Annotated in this window: 17 protein-coding genes and 1 other annotated feature; all 17 genes read left to right on the top strand. The window is 38.7% G+C overall.

Going from position 1 to position 17,986, the window contains the following annotated elements; translation table 11 throughout:
- Positions 1–7: 7 nt before the first annotated feature.
- A complete protein-coding gene (locus tag JF53_RS06355) occupies positions 8–682 on the top strand; it encodes a YggS family pyridoxal phosphate-dependent enzyme (protein ID WP_047981343.1) in 675 nt (224 codons plus the stop codon).
- Positions 683–694: 12 nt separating this feature from the next.
- Complete coding sequence (locus JF53_RS06350; protein WP_047981342.1) at positions 695–1,117, top strand: cell division protein SepF; 423 nt, start codon at positions 695–697, stop codon at positions 1,115–1,117.
- Between the two features lie 8 nt (positions 1,118–1,125).
- A complete protein-coding gene (locus tag JF53_RS06345) occupies positions 1,126–1,404 on the top strand; it encodes a YggT family protein (protein ID WP_047981341.1) in 279 nt (92 codons plus the stop codon).
- 12 nt (positions 1,405–1,416) lie between these two features.
- Complete coding sequence (locus JF53_RS06340; protein ID WP_047981340.1) at positions 1,417–2,196, top strand: YlmH family RNA-binding protein; 780 nt, start codon at positions 1,417–1,419, stop codon at positions 2,194–2,196.
- A gap of 188 nt (positions 2,197–2,384) precedes the next feature.
- Entirely contained in the window at positions 2,385–2,888 is a 504-nt protein-coding gene (locus JF53_RS06335) for a DivIVA domain-containing protein (protein ID WP_047981339.1), read from the top strand.
- A gap of 61 nt (positions 2,889–2,949) precedes the next feature.
- Positions 2,950–3,178, top strand: a binding site (T-box leader).
- 84 nt (positions 3,179–3,262) lie between these two features.
- Positions 3,263–6,019: an isoleucine--tRNA ligase gene (gene ileS, locus JF53_RS06330; RefSeq protein ID WP_047981338.1), complete on the top strand. Its 2,757-nt coding sequence runs from the start codon at positions 3,263–3,265 to the stop codon at positions 6,017–6,019.
- A 236-nt stretch (positions 6,020–6,255) separates the two neighbouring features.
- The gene (gene lspA / locus JF53_RS06325) at positions 6,256–6,726 is read left to right on the top strand and encodes a signal peptidase II (protein WP_047981337.1); all 471 of its coding nucleotides are present in this window, start codon (positions 6,256–6,258) and stop codon (positions 6,724–6,726) included.
- Positions 6,727–7,635, top strand: a complete 909-nt coding sequence (locus tag JF53_RS06320) for an RluA family pseudouridine synthase (protein ID WP_047981336.1) — start codon at positions 6,727–6,729, stop codon at positions 7,633–7,635.
- Between the two features lie 156 nt (positions 7,636–7,791).
- The gene (pyrR, locus tag JF53_RS06315; protein ID WP_047981335.1) at positions 7,792–8,334 is read left to right on the top strand and encodes a bifunctional pyr operon transcriptional regulator/uracil phosphoribosyltransferase PyrR; all 543 of its coding nucleotides are present in this window, start codon (positions 7,792–7,794) and stop codon (positions 8,332–8,334) included.
- Positions 8,335–8,493: 159 nt separating this feature from the next.
- Positions 8,494–9,399 (top strand): aspartate carbamoyltransferase catalytic subunit, encoded by a 906-nt coding sequence (locus JF53_RS06310; protein ID WP_047981334.1) that lies wholly within the window; start codon positions 8,494–8,496, stop codon positions 9,397–9,399.
- Positions 9,374–10,657, top strand: a complete 1,284-nt coding sequence (locus tag JF53_RS06305) for a dihydroorotase (protein ID WP_047981333.1) — start codon at positions 9,374–9,376, stop codon at positions 10,655–10,657. The genes JF53_RS06310 and JF53_RS06305 overlap by 26 nt, the downstream gene beginning before the upstream one ends.
- Positions 10,650–11,750, top strand: coding sequence for a glutamine-hydrolyzing carbamoyl-phosphate synthase small subunit (gene carA, locus JF53_RS06300; protein ID WP_047981332.1), 1,101 nt, complete (start codon positions 10,650–10,652; stop codon positions 11,748–11,750). Before JF53_RS06305 ends, carA begins: the two co-directional genes overlap by 8 nt.
- Positions 11,743–14,943 (top strand): carbamoyl-phosphate synthase large subunit, encoded by a 3,201-nt coding sequence (gene carB, locus JF53_RS06295; protein WP_047981331.1) that lies wholly within the window; start codon positions 11,743–11,745, stop codon positions 14,941–14,943. The genes carA and carB overlap by 8 nt, the downstream gene beginning before the upstream one ends.
- Positions 14,943–15,692, top strand: a complete 750-nt coding sequence (locus JF53_RS06290) for a dihydroorotate dehydrogenase electron transfer subunit (RefSeq protein WP_330218280.1) — start codon at positions 14,943–14,945, stop codon at positions 15,690–15,692. The genes carB and JF53_RS06290 overlap by 1 nt, the downstream gene beginning before the upstream one ends.
- Complete coding sequence (locus JF53_RS06285; RefSeq protein ID WP_047981329.1) at positions 15,689–16,603, top strand: dihydroorotate dehydrogenase; 915 nt, start codon at positions 15,689–15,691, stop codon at positions 16,601–16,603. The genes JF53_RS06290 and JF53_RS06285 overlap by 4 nt, the downstream gene beginning before the upstream one ends.
- Positions 16,600–17,307 (top strand): orotidine-5'-phosphate decarboxylase, encoded by a 708-nt coding sequence (gene pyrF / locus JF53_RS06280; RefSeq protein ID WP_047981328.1) that lies wholly within the window; start codon positions 16,600–16,602, stop codon positions 17,305–17,307. The genes JF53_RS06285 and pyrF overlap by 4 nt, the downstream gene beginning before the upstream one ends.
- On the top strand, positions 17,304–17,924 hold the full coding sequence (gene pyrE / locus JF53_RS06275; protein WP_047981327.1) for an orotate phosphoribosyltransferase: 621 nt from the start codon (positions 17,304–17,306) through the stop codon (positions 17,922–17,924). Before pyrF ends, pyrE begins: the two co-directional genes overlap by 4 nt.
- Positions 17,925–17,986: the final 62 nt, after the last annotated feature.

Below are 17,986 nucleotides of genomic sequence, written 5' to 3'. Positions count from 1 at the left end.
AGCAGAAATGGATGTAGCAAGTAATTTAGCAACGATTCAAAAAACAATTCAAGCAGCAGCAAGCAAAAGCAATCGAAGTCCTGATGAAATAACCATCATAGGTGTCACGAAATATGTTACAATAGAAAGAACAGCAGAAGCAATTGAAGCTGGAATTACACATCTTGGCGAAAATCGTCAAGAAGGCTTACTACATAAATATGAGCATTTTAAAAAGCAAGCAACCTGGCACTTTATTGGAAGCCTGCAAACAAGAAAAGTAAAAGATATTATTGATAAGGTAGATTATATTCACTCGTTGGACAGACTGTCATTAGCAAAGGAAATTAATAATCGAGCTACTAGCGTAATTAAATGTTTTGTTCAGGTGAATGTAAGTGGTGAAGCTTCCAAGCATGGTATGACGCCTGAAGAGATTATTCCCTTTTTGGAAAAAATATCGGAATATAGCAATATTCACGTTGTAGGGTTGATGACCATGGCTCCACATACAGATGACGAAACAGTAATTCGCAAGGTATTTCGCGATTTGAATGCCTTACGTGAAACCGTACGAAATAAGCAGTATCAACATGCATCTTGTCCGTATTTATCAATGGGTATGAGCAATGATTATCATATTGCGATAGAGGAAGGTGCAACCCATATTCGAATCGGGTCTAAACTAGTTGGTACAGAATAATGAGGTGCAATTATGAGTATAAAGAATAAACTAAAAACGTTCTTTACGATGGATGATGAATATGAATACGAATATGTGAATGAACCCGTTGAGAGTACTAGTAATACAAAGCAAACGAATTCGAATAATGTTATCAATTTAAAAAGTGTTAAAACCTCTTCCTCTAAGGTCGTACTGTGTGAACCAAGGTCCTATGAAGAAGCACAGCAGATTGCAGATAATATTGTGAATAAGCGGGCCGTTGTTATCAATTTACAGCGGGTTGATCATACACAGGCAAAACGAATCGTTGATTTTTTAAGTGGTACGGTTTATGCACTTAATGGTGAGATTCAACGCCTAGGATCACAGACGTTTTTATGTGCTCCTGACAATATTGATGTGTCTGGAACGATCTCAGAGACGATAGAAGAAGATTTAGATAAAGGATGGTAATCTAATTTATGTGGTTACAACAAATTTATGATATTCTCTCGCTAGCATTATATGTTTATAGTATTGGGCTAATTGTTTATATTTTTATGTCATGGTTTCCTGGTGCACGGGAATCATCGTTTGGAAGTGTGTTTACTAAGCTTTATGAGCCTTATTTAGAGCCGTTTCGAAAAATAATTCCACCACTTGGAATGATAGATTTCTCACCTATCGTAGCCATCTTTGTACTGCAATTAGCTCGAACAGGATTAGGTGTCTTGTTTAATATGATTGCTCGTCTTTTATAAGGTGATGGTTGCATGGAAATTTATCAGCATTTTCGTAAGGAAGAACATGCATTTATCGATTTAGTTCTTTCTTGGAAAGAAATCGTCGAACGCTCCTATCAACTAAAATTAACGGATTTCCTAGATCCACGCGAACAGCAAATCATGGAAATGCTATTAGGAACAGGTAATGATGACCTACAGTTGAAATTTTTTGGTGGTGGAAAACATACCGAAAGACAACGAGCAATCATTGCCCCGTATTATGAAGAAATTACAGAGGATGCTTTTGAAATAGAATTAGTACAAGCCTCTTACCACGAAAAATTTATCACGCTTGCACATCGTGATGTGTTAGGGGCTTTTTTATCCTTAGGTATTGCTCGAAAAAAACTAGGGGATATTTATGTAGCGGACGGTGTGATACAAATTATCCTAGAAAAGGAAATTACACCATATGTCACGATGAATCTTACCGGAATTAAACGGGCATCTGTAACACTAGCACCACAACCACTACCTGCTTTGATTGAAATAGAGTCAACATGGAAGGAAGCAGAAAAGACCGTATCTTCGCTTAGATTGGACACCGTATTAAAGGAAATTTATTCTATTTCTCGAAAAGCTGCACAAGATGTCATTGAAAAGGGACTTGTAAAAGTCAATTATCGAGTTATCGAGGATGGTAAATTCATTTTACGTGAAGGTGATTTGATATCCTTGCGAGGAAAAGGTAGAAGTAAGTTAATTGCCATCACTGGGCAAACAAAAAAGGAAAAATATAAAATTACAACTGCTATTTTAGAGGTGTAGTAAAGAATTACTTTTTGATATATAATAAAGTATCAAATAAGTAGTTCTTTTTCATTTTTAACTAATTTTTGAGGGAATTCATAGAAAAAATCACTAATATTGCAGGAAATCCAAACTTTTTGTCGAAATTTATTGTTATACTGAAATTGCCATTATATAATTAATATAGTAAATAGGAGGTTATTAAAATGCCATTAACGCCGTTAGATATTCACAACAAAGAATTTACGAGAAGCTTTCGTGGGTATGATGAAGACGAAGTAAATGAATTTTTAGATCAAGTGATAAAAGATTATGAGATTGTTATTCGTGAGAAAAAAGAATTAAAAGAAAAACTAGAACAAATGAGTGAGAAGCTAAGTCATTTCACAAATATTGAAGAGACTTTAAACAAATCAATTCTAATTGCACAAGAAACAGCAGAAGAATTGAAAGGGAATGCATCAAAAGAGTCCAAATTAATTCTTAAAGAAGCTGAAAAGAATGCAGATCGTATAATCAATGAAGCATTGAGCAAATCACGTAAGATTTCTATCGAAGTGGAAGAGCTTAAAAAACAGGCGAAGGTGTTCCGTACACGTTTAAAAATGCTTGTAGAAGCACAATTGGATATGATTGGCTCTGATGATTGGGAAGATTTATTTGATGTAGAAATGGGTAAGGAATTAGAATTAGCTAATCAAGAATCATAAGCCTTGACCTGTGATGAAATTTTACATATAATGCATACACGATAGGGTTATCTAATATTGAAAAAATACGATGACAGAGACAGTATAAAAACAACTGCATGTTAAGCGAGCTAGGGTATGGTGTGAGCCTAGTACAGCAATGTTTTTAGAATATCACTCTCGAGTTTCCATTCGAACCATTTGGTAGTAGATATGGACGTATGATTCACGTTACGAATTTCGAGTGAATTTAGTAGGAGAATTCCTGTTAAATTTATAAGGGTGGTACCGCGAGTCTTCTCGTCCCTTTTGGGATTTGAGAGGCTTTTTTATTTTATTTTTATAATGTTTTAAAAAGTGTAGTGATTGTTTTAGATGACGAAGGAGGAAGAACAGTGGATTATAAAGAAACATTACGGATGCCAAAAACAGAATTTCCAATGCGTGGTAATTTACCGAATAAAGAACCATTGCGTCAGTCGCAATGGGAGGATATGAATTTATATGAGAAAGCACTAGAGCGTACGAAAGGGAGACCATTATTTATATTGCATGATGGACCACCGTATGCAAATGGTGATTTGCATATTGGTCATGCATTAAATAAAATCTTGAAGGATTTTATTACCCGTTATAAATCAATGACAGGCTATCATGCACCATATATTCCTGGTTGGGATACACATGGTCTGCCTATCGAGACAGCACTTACTAAGAACAAAAAGGTTGATCGTAAAAAGCTTTCGGTTGCTGAGTTCAGAAGACTGTGTGCCGAGTATGCGATGACACAGGTGGATAATCAACGGACACAATTTAAGCAACTTGGTGTACGCGGTGACTGGGATAATCCATATGTGACATTAACACCGGATTATGAAGCAGCACAGATTCGTGTATTTGGTGATATGGCTAAAAAAGGATATATTTACAAAGGGTTAAAACCTGTTTATTGGTCTCCATCATCAGAATCTGCGCTTGCAGAAGCGGAAATTGAGTATTATGATAAGCGTTCTGCTTCAATCTATGTTGCTTTTGACGTTACGGATGGAAAAGGTGTCGTGGAGTCTGGAGATAAAATTGTCATTTGGACAACAACTCCTTGGACCATTCCTGCAAACTTAGGAATTAGTCTACATCCGACAATCGATTACGTTTTAGTTAAAGTGGATGGTGATAGATTTGTCGTTGCAGAAGCTTTACTTGAATCGGTAGCGAAGGAACTGGATTGGGAAAATCCACAAATTGTGAAAACATTTAAAGGACAAGAATTGGACCGAGCAGTGGCGAAACATCCACTTTATGATCGGGAATCGCTTGTTATGCTTGGAGAACACGTAACAACGGAAGCTGGAACAGGTTGTGTACACACTGCACCTGGTCATGGTGAGGATGACTTCTATATTTCCATGCAATACGGTCTTGATGTGTTGTGCCCTGTTGATGAGAAGGGTGTGTTCACAAGTGAGGCACCAGGCTTCGAAGGGTTATTTTATGATGAAGCAAATAAAACGATTACCGAGCAGCTTGAAAGTGTAGGTGCGTTACTTAAACTTAACTTTATTACCCACTCATATCCACATGATTGGAGAACAAAGAAACCAACAATCTTCCGTGCAACAGCACAGTGGTTTGCATCAATTAAAGATTTCCGTCAAGATATTTTAGACGAAATTAAGAAAGTAAATTGGTATCCGGCATGGGGAGAAACAAGATTGTATAACATGGTTCGTGATCGTCAGGACTGGTGTATTTCACGTCAACGTGCTTGGGGAGTACCAATTCCTGTTTTCTACGGTGAAGATGGAACGCCAATTATTACAGATGAAACCATTCAACATGTTGCTAATTTATTTGCAGAGCATGGATCTAATATTTGGTTCGAAAGGGAAGCTATTGACTTATTACCAGAAGGATTTACGTCTGAACATAGTCCAAATGGCACATTCACAAAAGAAACAGATATTATGGATGTTTGGTTTGATTCTGGTTCATCCCATGCTGGCGTCTTAACACAACGTGAAGATCACAGAAGACCTGCAGACATTTATTTAGAAGGTAGTGACCAATATCGTGGATGGTTTAATTCTTCGATTTCAACTGCTGTTGCTGTTACAGGGAAGGCACCATATCAGTCGATTATTAGTCACGGATTTGTATTAGACGGTAATGGCCGTAAAATGAGTAAATCACTTGGTAATGTCGTGCTTCCGAGCAAGGTGTTAAAACAGCTAGGAGCAGATATTTTACGCTTATGGGTAGCATCTGTTGACTATCAGGCAGATGTCCGTATTTCAGATGATATTTTAAAGCAAACGTCTGAAGCCTATCGTAAAATCCGTAATACATTCCGTTTCATGCTTGCGAATCTTGCTGATTTTAATCCAGCTACAGATGCCGTTCCAGAGGCTAAAATGGAAGAGGTAGATCGTTTTATGCTTCACCGTTTACAACAGCTTGTGAAAGATGTTAGGGGAAGCTATGAGAACTATGAGTTTTCACCGATATTCCACAGAATTCACAATTTCTGTACGGATGATTTAAGCTCCTTCTATCTTGATTTTGCGAAGGATATTTTGTATATCGAGGCGGAGGATAATCATCGTCGCAGAAGTATCCAAACAGGTTACTATGAAATTCTAACAACATTGGTTAAGCTATTAACACCAATCATGCCACACACCACTGATGAAGTGTGGGAATATATTCCTGGTGTGGAGGCAGAAAGTCCACAATTAACGGATATTCCTGAGCCAAGAGAAATTGAAGGCTTTAAAGGATTAGAAGAAAAATGGAATCATTTTATGAGTATACGTGATGATGTTCTAAAAGCATTAGAAGAGGCGCGTAACGAAAAAGTAATTGGTAAGTCACTAGAAGCGAAAATCACCTTAGTTGCTAAGGATAGTGAAACGAAGGCTGTATTGGAAGGCATTGAAAATGTTCATCAGCTTCTTATTGTATCGGAAGCAGTTGTGACTCGGCAAAGTGAGCTTACATCAGCCTATCAACATGTGGATATTCATGTTGAAAAGCATTCAGGGGAAAAATGTGAACGTTGTTGGGTTGCATCGGAGAAGGTTGGGGAAAATCCTAACCATCCAACACTATGCTCACGCTGTGCGGATGTTGTAGAGAAACATTACATGGCTTAAACAAAAACATTGATAGTGTCTAGATAGAGGCAGGGTAAAAGGTATTTGGTAGGATAACATCCGAACGTTGGGAGACAAAAGCCGCTTCGGGAATATCTTCTCGATTACTTTTATCCTGTCTCTTTTTTAGATTTCTTCATTGCTATTACCATTGAATTTTTACCAAATACAGTATAAGATTAACTAAGGTTTTACCGTGTAATTGCAAGAAGTAGTTTTGAAGTGGAGGACGGAGAATGTATCGCTATTATATCGTGACAGTATTATTGATCGCACTAGATCAATTTACTAAATTTTTAGTTGTGAAAAAGATGGAATTGTATGAACAAATTACGTTGATTGATGGTTTTTTCTTTTTAACCTCACATCGAAATCGTGGTGCTGCTTGGGGAATGTTAGAAGGAAAAATGGGGTTCTTTTACGTTGTAACCATCATCGTCATTGTAGGAGTAATTTATTACCTGCATAAGTATGGAAAGGATAATAAGTTATTTGCAGTAGCGCTTGCCTTTATTCTTGGTGGTGCAATAGGAAACTTCATTGATCGCATTTGGCGACATGAAGTTGTTGATTTCTTTGATTTTATAGTCTTTGGATATGATTTCCCAATTTTTAATATTGCTGATTCTGCACTTACAGTCGGTGTCGTACTCGTGATATTTGCTACCTTATTAGATGAAAAGAAGAAGAAGAAAGGAACAGCTTAGATGAAATTACAGCATGTTGTAACGGAAATAGACGCCAAGACTCGGATTGACAAGTTAATGGCTGAAATTAATCAAGAGCAATCTCGATCTCAAGTACAATCCTGGATTACGAAAGGACATGTATTCGTAAATGGTGAGGTTGTGAAAGCGAATTATAAATGCCAGGAAGGGGATACCATTACGTGGTCTATTCCTGAAACGGAAACATTAGATATCGAACCAGAGGATATTCCTTTGGCTATAATGTACGAGGATAATGATTTATTAGTAATTAATAAACCAAAAGGAATGGTTGTTCATCCCTCTGCTGGGCATCAGACTGGTACATTAGTAAATGCACTACTTTATCACTGTAACGATCTTTCAGGAATTAATGGCGTAGAACGTCCAGGAATTGTGCACCGAATCGATAAGGATACGAGTGGACTATTAGTTGTGGCAAAGAACGATAAGTCCCATAAACATTTAGCCGAGCAACTATCCAACAAAGATGTGGAACGTAAATATGAAGCAGTTGTTCATGGCGTGATTAACCATGATACTGGTATCGTTGATGCACCAATTGGTCGGGACCCCAAGGATCGTCAAAAAATGGGCATCGTGGAAAATGGAAAGCATGCCGTTACCCATTTTCAAGTTTTGCATCGTTATCAGGAATTTACCCATGTAGAATGCCAATTAGAAACTGGCCGCACCCATCAAATCCGTGTGCACATGCGCTATATAGGATTTCCGCTTGTTGGAGATCCGAAATATGGTCCGCGGAAAACACTAGATACAAATGGTCAGGCACTACATGCCAAGGTTCTTGGATTTAACCATCCTACAACTGGAGAATGGCTACGCTTTGAAGTCGAGGCGCCTGCCTATTTCCAAGAACTATTGGAAACTCTCGAAAAAAGTTATTGACACGTATCTTGAAGTCTGAAATAATAGAACAAATGAATAAGAACCTTTAAATAAGTCCAGAGAGGCTAGAAAGGGAACGGATTGATGCGTAGAAATACGTATCCTAAAAAACCTTTTTTCCTCATGGAGAAAAGGTTTTTTAGTTGAGGTGAGATCATGAATAAAAAAACCGAAATACTTGATGAACAAGCAATGAACCGAGCCTTGACTAGGATTGCTCATGAAATCTTAGAAAAAAACAAAGGTGGAGAAAATCTTGTCATTGTTGGAATTAAAACAAGAGGTGTTCCACTTGCAAAGCGTCTACAAGAAAAAATCAAGAAGATAGAGGAATTATCCTTACCAATTGGTCAGCTGGATATAACCTTGTATCGAGATGACTTGCAAAAAGCGGTTCAAAGCAATGAACCAGAAATTAAGAATACGGACATTCCGGTCGATTTGACCGATAAGAAAGTGATTCTAATTGATGATGTGCTATATACTGGTAGAACGGTCAGAGCTGCATTAGATGCTGTTATGGATTTAGGTAGACCATCCCAAATACAACTAGCAGTTTTAGTTGACAGGGGACATAGAGAGTTGCCTATTCGTGCTGACTTTGTTGGAAAAAATATACCCACATCTGAATCAGAAATCATCGTCGTCCAGCTAAAGGAAATAGATGAGATTGATTTGGTATCGATCTATGAAAAATAAATAAGAAGGGACCTTTAATTAAATCCAGAGAGGTTTACAAGGTCGCTATTGTTCATGTGTGCTTTTGTTTTTACTACACGTGTACCTCTTTGCGACCAAAATGCAAAGAGGTTTTTTATTTGCTCAAAAATCCAAATCTAGAATAACTAGGAGGTAGCGATGAATCATTTTATTTCAATGAAGCAATTATCTAGTGAGACGATTATTCAATTACTAGATTCGGCGACTAATCTACAAGAAAGCAATTTTACAATCTCCAAACAGCTGTTTGCTGCAAATCTATTCTTTGAAACTAGTACGAGAACCAAAATGAGCTTTACAGTTGCTGAAAAGAAACTAGGAATGGAAGTATTAGATTTTCATGCAGAAGCCTCTAGTATGAACAAAGGGGAGTCATTATATGACACAGTAAAAACCTTTGAAGCAATCGGAGCAAATGTGGCAATCATCCGTCATGAAGCTGATAACTGGATGACAGAATTAGCTTCTAACATAGCCGTCCCGATCATCAATGCGGGATCTGGGCAGGCTGAGCACCCAACCCAGTGCATGTTGGATTTATTAACAATATACCAGGAATTCGGATGTATAAAGGGAATAAAGGTTGTTATTGTAGGTGACATCAAGCATAGTCGAGTAGCGAAATCCAATGCTATTGCACTAGAAAAGCTTGGGGCAATCGTGTATTTATGTGCTGCTCCTGGTTATGAGGATGAGACCCTACAATATCCTTATATCACTATAGATGAAGCAGTTGAAATATGTGATGTACTAATGCTACTTCGAATTCAGCATGAACGACATACGAATAAACACGATACAGCAGGTTATTTGGAAGCTTTTGGATTAACCAAACAGCGAGAAAAGCAGATGAAGGATCATGCGATTATTTTACATCCTGCCCCAGTTAATCGCGGGGTAGAAATTGATAAGGACATAGTAGAATATGATCGTTCTAGGATTTTTAAGCAGATGGCCAATGGAGTCTATATGCGAATGGCTATACTCATACATGTACTAACAGAATGGGGGATTATTGATGACACTATTATTACAGAACGCTAAACAATTAATGGAAAATGGTGAGCTGCAAGATTGTCATGTTTTTATTGAAGATGGCGAGGTTAAGCAAATCAGTACGACGTCGATAGAGGAAGAAGCTAATCGCATTATAGACTGCCAAAGACAGTTGTTGATACCAGGTATGATTGATGTACATATCCACTTACGAGAGCCTGGTGGTGAACATAAGGAGACTATTAAAACTGGAACAAAAGCAGCAGCTAGAGGAGGATTCACAACTGTATGCTCCATGCCAAACACAAATCCAGTGCCTGATAATGAAGAAGCAATACAGGAGCTTTTAGAAAAAATTAACCAGGATGCGGTTATTCGCGTGTTGCCGTATGCTGCTATAACAAAAGGCTTAAACGGTGAGGAACTAACCGATATCGAAACATTAGCACATGATGTGTTTGCTTTCACTGATGATGGTGTCGGAATTCAAACAGCAGATGCCATGCTACGTGCGATGAAACTAGCAGCAAAAGCTAAAAAGCCAATCGTGGCACACTGTGAAGACAATTCGATTGTCTATGGAGGCGTGGTTCATGATGGTGCAATCAGTACTAGATTGAATCTGCCAGGTATTCCATCCCTTAGTGAATCCGTGCAAATAGCCCGAGATGTATTATTAGCCGAAGCAACAGGCTGCCATTATCATGTCTGTCATGTCAGCACAAAGGAATCAGTTCGTGTCATCCGTGACGCAAAAAAAGCTGGTATCCATGTGACAGCAGAAGTATCCCCACATCATTTACTGCTAAATGAAGATGCTATTACGCAGGATGATGCAAATTTCAAAATGAATCCTCCCTTAAGAAGTAAGGAAGATCAAGCCGCACTATTCGAAGGACTACTAGATGGTACATTGGATATCATCGCGACAGACCATGCACCACATAGCGCAGATGAAAAAGCGCAAGGAATGCAGAATGCTCCTTTTGGAATCGTTGGCTTAGAAACGGCATTTCCTTTACTTTATACCTATCTTGTGAAACCGAACAAAATTACCTTAAAACAACTAGTTGATTGGTTAACGATTAAACCAGCAACGGTGTTTGATTTAGCTTCTGGAAGATTAGCAGAAAACGAGCGTGCTGATTTGACATTAATTAATCTAGAACAAGAAACCATCATTGATAAGCATACCTTCTATTCGAAGGGAAAAAATACACCATTTCACAATTGGAAGGTATCTGGAATCCCAGTTATGACCATTTGTGATGGAGAAATCGTCTACGAGGAGGAGTATCATGGCTAAGCGAAAATTAGTGTTAGAGGATGGAACAGTTTTCATCGGAGAAGGCTTTGGAAGTGAGCGTGAGATCAGTGGTGAGGTTGTATTTAATACAAGTATGACCGGTTACCAAGAAATTATATCTGACCCTTCCTACTGCGGCCAAATCGTGACATTAACGTACCCACTCATCGGTAATTATGGCATTAACCGTGATGATTTTGAAACAGTTGCACCATTCATTCATGGATTAATTGTGAAGGAATATAGCGAATTTCCTTCGAATTTTCGAAGTGATGAGCGAATGGATAGCTTTCTAAAGGCACATGACATCCCAGGGCTAGCCGGAATTGATACAAGAAAACTTACGAAACGAATTCGGGAAGCGGGAACGATGAGGGGTTATCTTACAAGTATTGAAAAAGAAGATGCTGAAATCCTGGAACTGCTTCAAGCAATCCCAGAAATGCATGATCAAGTGAAACAGACTTCTACTAGTAAACCATATATTGTCCCGGGCCGGGGTTATCGAATTGTCCTGGTAGATTTTGGAATGAAGCATGGTATTTTACGAGAATTAACAAAGCGAAATTGTCATGTAACGGTAGTGCCTTATGATTATCCAGCAGAAAGTATCAAAAGATTGAAGCCAGATGGAATTATGCTTACCAATGGCCCTGGTGATCCAACCGATGTTCCAGAAGCGATTGCCATGATCCGAGATGTATTGCCATACATTCCAATCTTTGGAATTTGTCTTGGTCACCAGCTATTAGCACTAGCTTGTGGTGCGGAAACAGAGAAGATGAAATTCGGACATCGTGGAGGAAATCATCCTGTAAAAGACATTCTAACCGGTAAAGCATTTTTAACTTCCCAGAATCATGGCTATGCCGTTACACGTGATTCCTTAGAAAAAACAGCATTGGAACTAACACAAATTGCATTAAATGATCAGTCAGTAGAAGGTATACGACATAGTGTTTACCCTGCATTCTCGGTCCAATATCATCCAGAAAGCTCACCAGGTCCAGAGGATTCCAATTATTTATTTGACGACTTTTTAGCCTTAATCAAACAAAATATCGTGAAGCGGGAGGAAGAAGTTTATGCCTAAAAATACAAACATCCAGAAAATACTCGTAATCGGTTCAGGACCAATTGTTATCGGGCAGGCAGCGGAATTTGATTATTCCGGAACACAAGCTTGTCAAGCTTTGCGTGAGGAAGGTTATACCGTTATATTAGCAAACTCAAATCCAGCAACCATTATGACCGATCAAACGGTTGCGGATAAGGTTTACATGGAACCACTAACAGTAGAGTTTTTGACGAAAATTATTCGCAAGGAACAGCCCGATGCACTCTTACCTACCTTGGGCGGGCAGACAGGATTAAATTTAGCAGTGGCATTAGATGAAACAGGAATATTAGAAAAATATCAAGTAAAGCTTCTTGGTACTTCTCTTGAAGCAATTCAGAAGGCTGAGGATCGGGAAAAATTCCGTGATTTAATGAATGAAATAGGGGAACCAGTGCCAGCTAGTCGAATTGTCACCACAGTTGATGCAGCGTTGGATTTTGCACAAGAAATTGGCTACCCATTAATCGTTCGTCCTGCTTATACATTAGGTGGAACAGGCGGAGGGATGTGCTATGACGAAGCCGATTTAAAAGAAATCACTAGGAATGGCTTAGCACTATCACCAGTTAACCAATGTTTAATCGAACGAAACATCGCAGGTTTTAAAGAAATTGAATACGAAGTAATGCGAGATAAAAACGACCAAGCAATTGTGGTTTGCAACATGGAAAATATCGATCCAGTTGGTATCCATACGGGGGATTCTATAGTTGTTGCACCCTCTCAAACATTAAGTGACAGGGAATACCAGTTATTACGCAATGCATCTTTAAAAATTATTCGAGCACTTAAGATTGAGGGAGGCTGTAACGTACAGTTAGCACTTGACCCTAGTAGCTTTAACTACTATATCATTGAAGTTAATCCACGTGTCAGTCGGTCATCTGCACTTGCTTCTAAAGCAACGGGCTATCCAATTGCTAAAATGGCAGCCAAGATTGCCGTTGGCTTAACATTAGATGAAATAAGTAATCCAATTACAGGAACCACCTATGCTTTATTTGAACCAGCTTTAGATTATGTTGTAACCAAATTACCACGTTTTCCATTCGATAAGTTCGTAACCGGCGATCGAACGCTGGGAACACAAATGAAGGCAACAGGCGAAATCATGTCGATTGGCAGAAATTTTGAAGAATCCTTATTAAAAGGAATACGTTCGATGGATATTGGAACGGAGCAGCTATGGATTGAAAGCTTAGTTCATACGCCTGTCGAAGAATTAAAACGAAGACTAAAAAAAGCGGATGATGAACGGATATTTGTCATCGCTGAAGCATTTAGAAAGGGTATAAGCTTAGCGGAGATTCATCAAATTTCCAAAATTGATCCATTCTTCTTAAGGAAAATGGAGGGAATTATTCAACTGGAACAGAGATTAGTAACGAGTAAATTCGATTCGGTGCACTTACAAATTGCCAAACAGAAAGGTTTTTCTGATCAGCAGATTGCCAGACTTTGGGAAGTAAATGAGGATGAGCTTTACCGATATCGTATTACGGAGAATATCACTCCTGTATTTAAAATGGTGGATACGTGTGCAGCAGAATTTTATTCCCAAACCCCGTATTTTTATAGCACGTATGAAGAGGAAAATGAATCAGTTCCATCGAACAGAGAAAAGGTTCTCGTACTAGGATCTGGTCCAATTCGAATAGGGCAAGGTGTAGAGTTTGATTATGCAACAGTACACTCAGTGCTAGCAATTAAAGAAATGGGCTATGAAGCAATCATCATGAACAATAATCCAGAGACGGTTTCAACCGACTTTAGTATATCGGATAAGCTTTATTTTGAACCATTAACACTAGAGGATGTCATGCATGTCATTAATCTCGAAAAACCAATTGGTGTAATTGTGCAATTCGGTGGACAGACCGCCATTAATTTAGCAGAAGGATTAACGCGGCGCGGGGTAACGATTCTTGGTACCGATTTAACTGCCATAGACACTGCTGAGGATCGCGATAAATTTGAAGTCTTATTGGATGAATTAAATCTCTTACGTCCTGAGGGGAAAGCAGTCAAACGCATGGAAGAGGCAGTTGGTATTGCGGAGGGGATTGGGTATCCAGTTCTCGTTCGTCCTTCCTATGTTATTGGTGGAAGTAGAATGGAAATCGTCTATAGTACGGATGAATTACAAGCGTATCTAACCAAAACAGGTCATATTAATGACCGCCACCCAATCTTAATCGATAAATACATTACTGGAATGGAGATCGAGGTGGATGCCATTAGTGATGGGGAAACAACAATTGTACCAGGAATCATGGAACATATTGAACGATCCGGTGTTCATTCGGGAGATTCTATTGCGGTATATCCTCCACAACGAATCTCAGCCAGTGTAAAAGAGATTTGTTTAGATGCTACGATTAAGATTGCCACCGCACTTCGTGTAAAAGGATTAATTAATATCCAATTTATCATCCGCGGGGAAAACGTATATGTGCTTGAGGTGAATCCAAGAGCAAGTAGAACCATCCCATTCTTGAGTAAAATAACTGGGGTGACCATGGCTAATCTTGCAACTAGATGTATTTTAGGAGAAAAACTAGCGGATTTAGGTTATCAATCTGGGATACTACCAGAATCTGATCAAGTATCAGTAAAAATCCCAGTATTCTCCTTTGAAAAGCTTCGGAGTGTAGATACTATACTTGGACCAGAGATGAAATCAACTGGAGAAGCAATTGGTTATGATAAAACATTGGAAAAAGCCCTTTACAAAGGATTACTGGCAGCAGGAATATCCGTTCCGAATGAGGGGGCAGTCCTAATAACAGTTGCTGACAAAGATAAGACTGAAATGTTAGAAGTAGCTTCACGATTCCATCAACTAGGATTTCTAGTGTATGCAACAGAAGGAACAGCAAACTTCTTACGAGCAGCAAGCATTCCAGTAACAGAGGTTGCTAAAATTGGAGCAGAAGAACCAAATGTCCTATCCATTATCGAGCAAGGCCAAGTGCAATTTGTCATCAATACCTTGACTTCTGGCAAGCAGCCAAGGTCGGATGGATTTATGATTAGAAGATTGTCTGTTGAGCATGGAATCGCCTGTTTAACAAATTTAGATACGGCAAGTGCTATTCTAAACGTTATTGATTCAACTTCATTCAGTGCTAATCCAATATCCGCTAACGAGGCCGTATTATCATGATTAAAAAAGAACAAATGAAAATCATTGCAAAAAATATACTGGCAGAAGATACCGTCGAAATGGTATTAGAGAATACCTATATTAGTCAGCACGCAGTACCTGGACAATTTTTGCATGTACAGGTTGCTAGTAAAACACTTAGAAGACCAATTTCTATCGCTGATTGTAATCGAGAAAAACAAACTATTACCATCATCTTTAAACGAAACGGACAAGGGACAAAAGAGCTTGCATCGTATCCAGTTGGTAATGAATTAGATGTGTTAGGACCAATTGGTAATGGATTTTCAATCGAGCAGAATGCAAAAACAGTTTTATTGGTTGGTGGTGGGATCGGTGTTCCGCCGTTGTATTATCTTGCTAAATCATTAAAGGAAAAGGGGATTACAGTTCGGTGTGTGTTAGGCTTCCAAACGAAGAAAAATGTTTTCTATGAAGCGGAGTTTACCCAGCTCGGGGAGACCACGATTGTAACGAATGATGGTAGCTATGGCGAGAAAGGATTTGTAACGGATGTGCTAGATAATGTGGGGGTATATGATTGCTATTATTCCTGCGGTCCAATTGTCATGCTTAAGGCTTTAACAACTACATTAGATGGAAAAAAAGGTTATATCTCATTAGAAGAACGGATGGGCTGTGGAGTTGGTGCATGCTTTGCTTGTGTGCTTCCGACCAAAGATGGCAATAGCTACAAGAAAATTTGTAAGGATGGTCCGGTCTTTTCCGTAGGGGAGGTAAGCCTATGACGAATCTAGCTGTTCAGTTACCAGGTTTAAATTTAAAAAACCCAATAATGCCAGCATCTGGTTGTTTTGGGTTTGGACGTGAATATAGTGCGTTTTATGATCTCGGTAAACTCGGGGCTGTTATCATGAAGGCAGCAACTGGCAGTGAACGGTTTGGTAATCCAACTCCACGAGTTGCAGAAACAGCTTCAGGTATGTTGAATGCAATTGGACTACAAAATCCAGGTGTAGCTAAAATAATCGAAACGGAAGTGCCTTTTTTAGCACAGTTCGATACATCGATTATCGCCAATATTGCAGGGAGTTCTATTGAGGAATATGAACAGGTTGCTTGTTCATTTAATCGAACCCCGCATGTACATGCTTTAGAATTAAATATTTCCTGCCCAAATGTAAAAGAAGGTGGCATCCAGTTCGGAACAGATCCACTGATGGCGGCCCGTGTTACGGAAATCGTGAAAAAAGCTAGTAATCTACCGGTTTATGTCAAGTTATCACCGAATTTTACGGATATAGTAGCAATGGCTAAAGCAGTAGAGGCTGCAGGTGCAGATGGCATATCAATGATTAATACGATAACCGGTATGCAACTTCATCTACCGAGTCGTAAACCGCTTATTGCTAATAAAACTGGTGGATTATCAGGACCAGCTATTAAGCCTGTCGCAATTCGCATGATTTATGAGGTAAGTCAGCATGTTTCCATTCCTATTATCGGCATGGGTGGTATCCAAAACGCTGATGACGTTATTGAATTTTTATTAGCTGGTGCAAGTGCAGTCGCAGTAGGAACAGCAAACTTTCAAAATCCATTTATCTGCTCAGAAATTATTGATGAACTGCCAGCGACATTAGATAAATATGGTTTTGAATCCGTTCAGGACGTAATTGGAAAGGGGATTATGGCATGACAAAATCTATCTATTTAGCTTTAGATTTTCCGAACTGGCTAGAAACGAATCATTTTTTAGAAACAAATGATTTACGAGGGATTCCTGTCAAAGTTGGAATGGAGCTTTATTACCAAGAAGGTCCGAAAGTTATCGAAAAACTAAAACAAGATAATCATAAAATCTTTCTGGATTTAAAGCTATTTGATATTCCAACAACGGTAATGCGTGCTATGAAAGTAATTGCAGGACTTGAAGTGGACATGATTAATGTACATGCCTTAGGTGGTAGCGAAATGATTAAGCTAGCCAAGGAAGGGTTGCTTTCAGGAAACGCCAATTATAATACGAAATTAATAGCAGTAACGGTCCTTACCTCAATGAGTAACACAACCTTGAACGAGGAACTGATGATTCCCGGGGACCTAACGGAAAATGCAATTCATTTTGCTAGATTTTCTCAGGCAAATGGTGCTGATGGTGTTGTTTGCTCGGTACATGAAGCAAACGCAATTAAAACTGCCTGTGGGAAAGAATTTGCTACCGTTACCCCAGGAATTAGACTAGATAATGCTCCTGTAAATGATCAACAACGTATAGCAACACCAGGATTTGCTAAGCAGAACGGAGCAGATTATCCGGTAATAGGACGTACTGTCACACATGCAAACAATCCAAGAGAAGCATATTATCAAGCTATTAAGGAATGGGAGGAAGCGAGATGAGTTTACAAAAGGAATTAGCAAAAGACTTACTACATATTAAAGCAGTACAAATTAATCCGACTGAATACTTTACCTGGACATCTGGTATTCAGTCGCCAATTTATTGTGATAATCGAATCACGATGTCCTATCCACAGGTACGGAAAAAGATTGCTGCTGCGTTTAATGCGAAAATATCGGAAATGAACATAAAGCCTGATGTAATAGCAGGCTGTGCTACAGCTGGTATTCCACATGCAGCCTGGCTAGCTGATCTTCTCAATCTTCCTATGGTATATGTCCGTTCGAAGCCAAAAGGACATGGCAAAGGAAACCAAATCGAAGGTGCAAGTGTTACTGGAAAGAAGGTACTCGTAATAGAAGATTTAATTTCCACTGGTGGCTCTGCATTGGAAGCGGTCGATGCGTTAAGAAGTGACGGGGCTGAGGTGCTCTCCGTTTTCTCAATCGTCACGTATGGATTGAAAAAAGCATCTGATAACTTTGCACAATCACAATTGACGTATGAAAGTCTTACTAGTTATGAAATGTTACTTGAAGCATTAATTGATGAAAATAAGATTAGTGAGGAAGATAAAGTACATTTATTGAAGTGGCGTACATTGATTGAATCCTAATCTATTATTTCTAAGCAATAAGTAGATAATTATTATATAATGAATCTATATAACTATAAATT

Source organism: Ornithinibacillus contaminans (assembly GCF_001038425.2).
GTDB classification, from domain to species: Bacteria; Bacillota; Bacilli; order Bacillales; family Amphibacillaceae; genus Ornithinibacillus; species Ornithinibacillus contaminans.
This window is presented reverse-complemented; position numbering and strand designations above follow the sequence as displayed.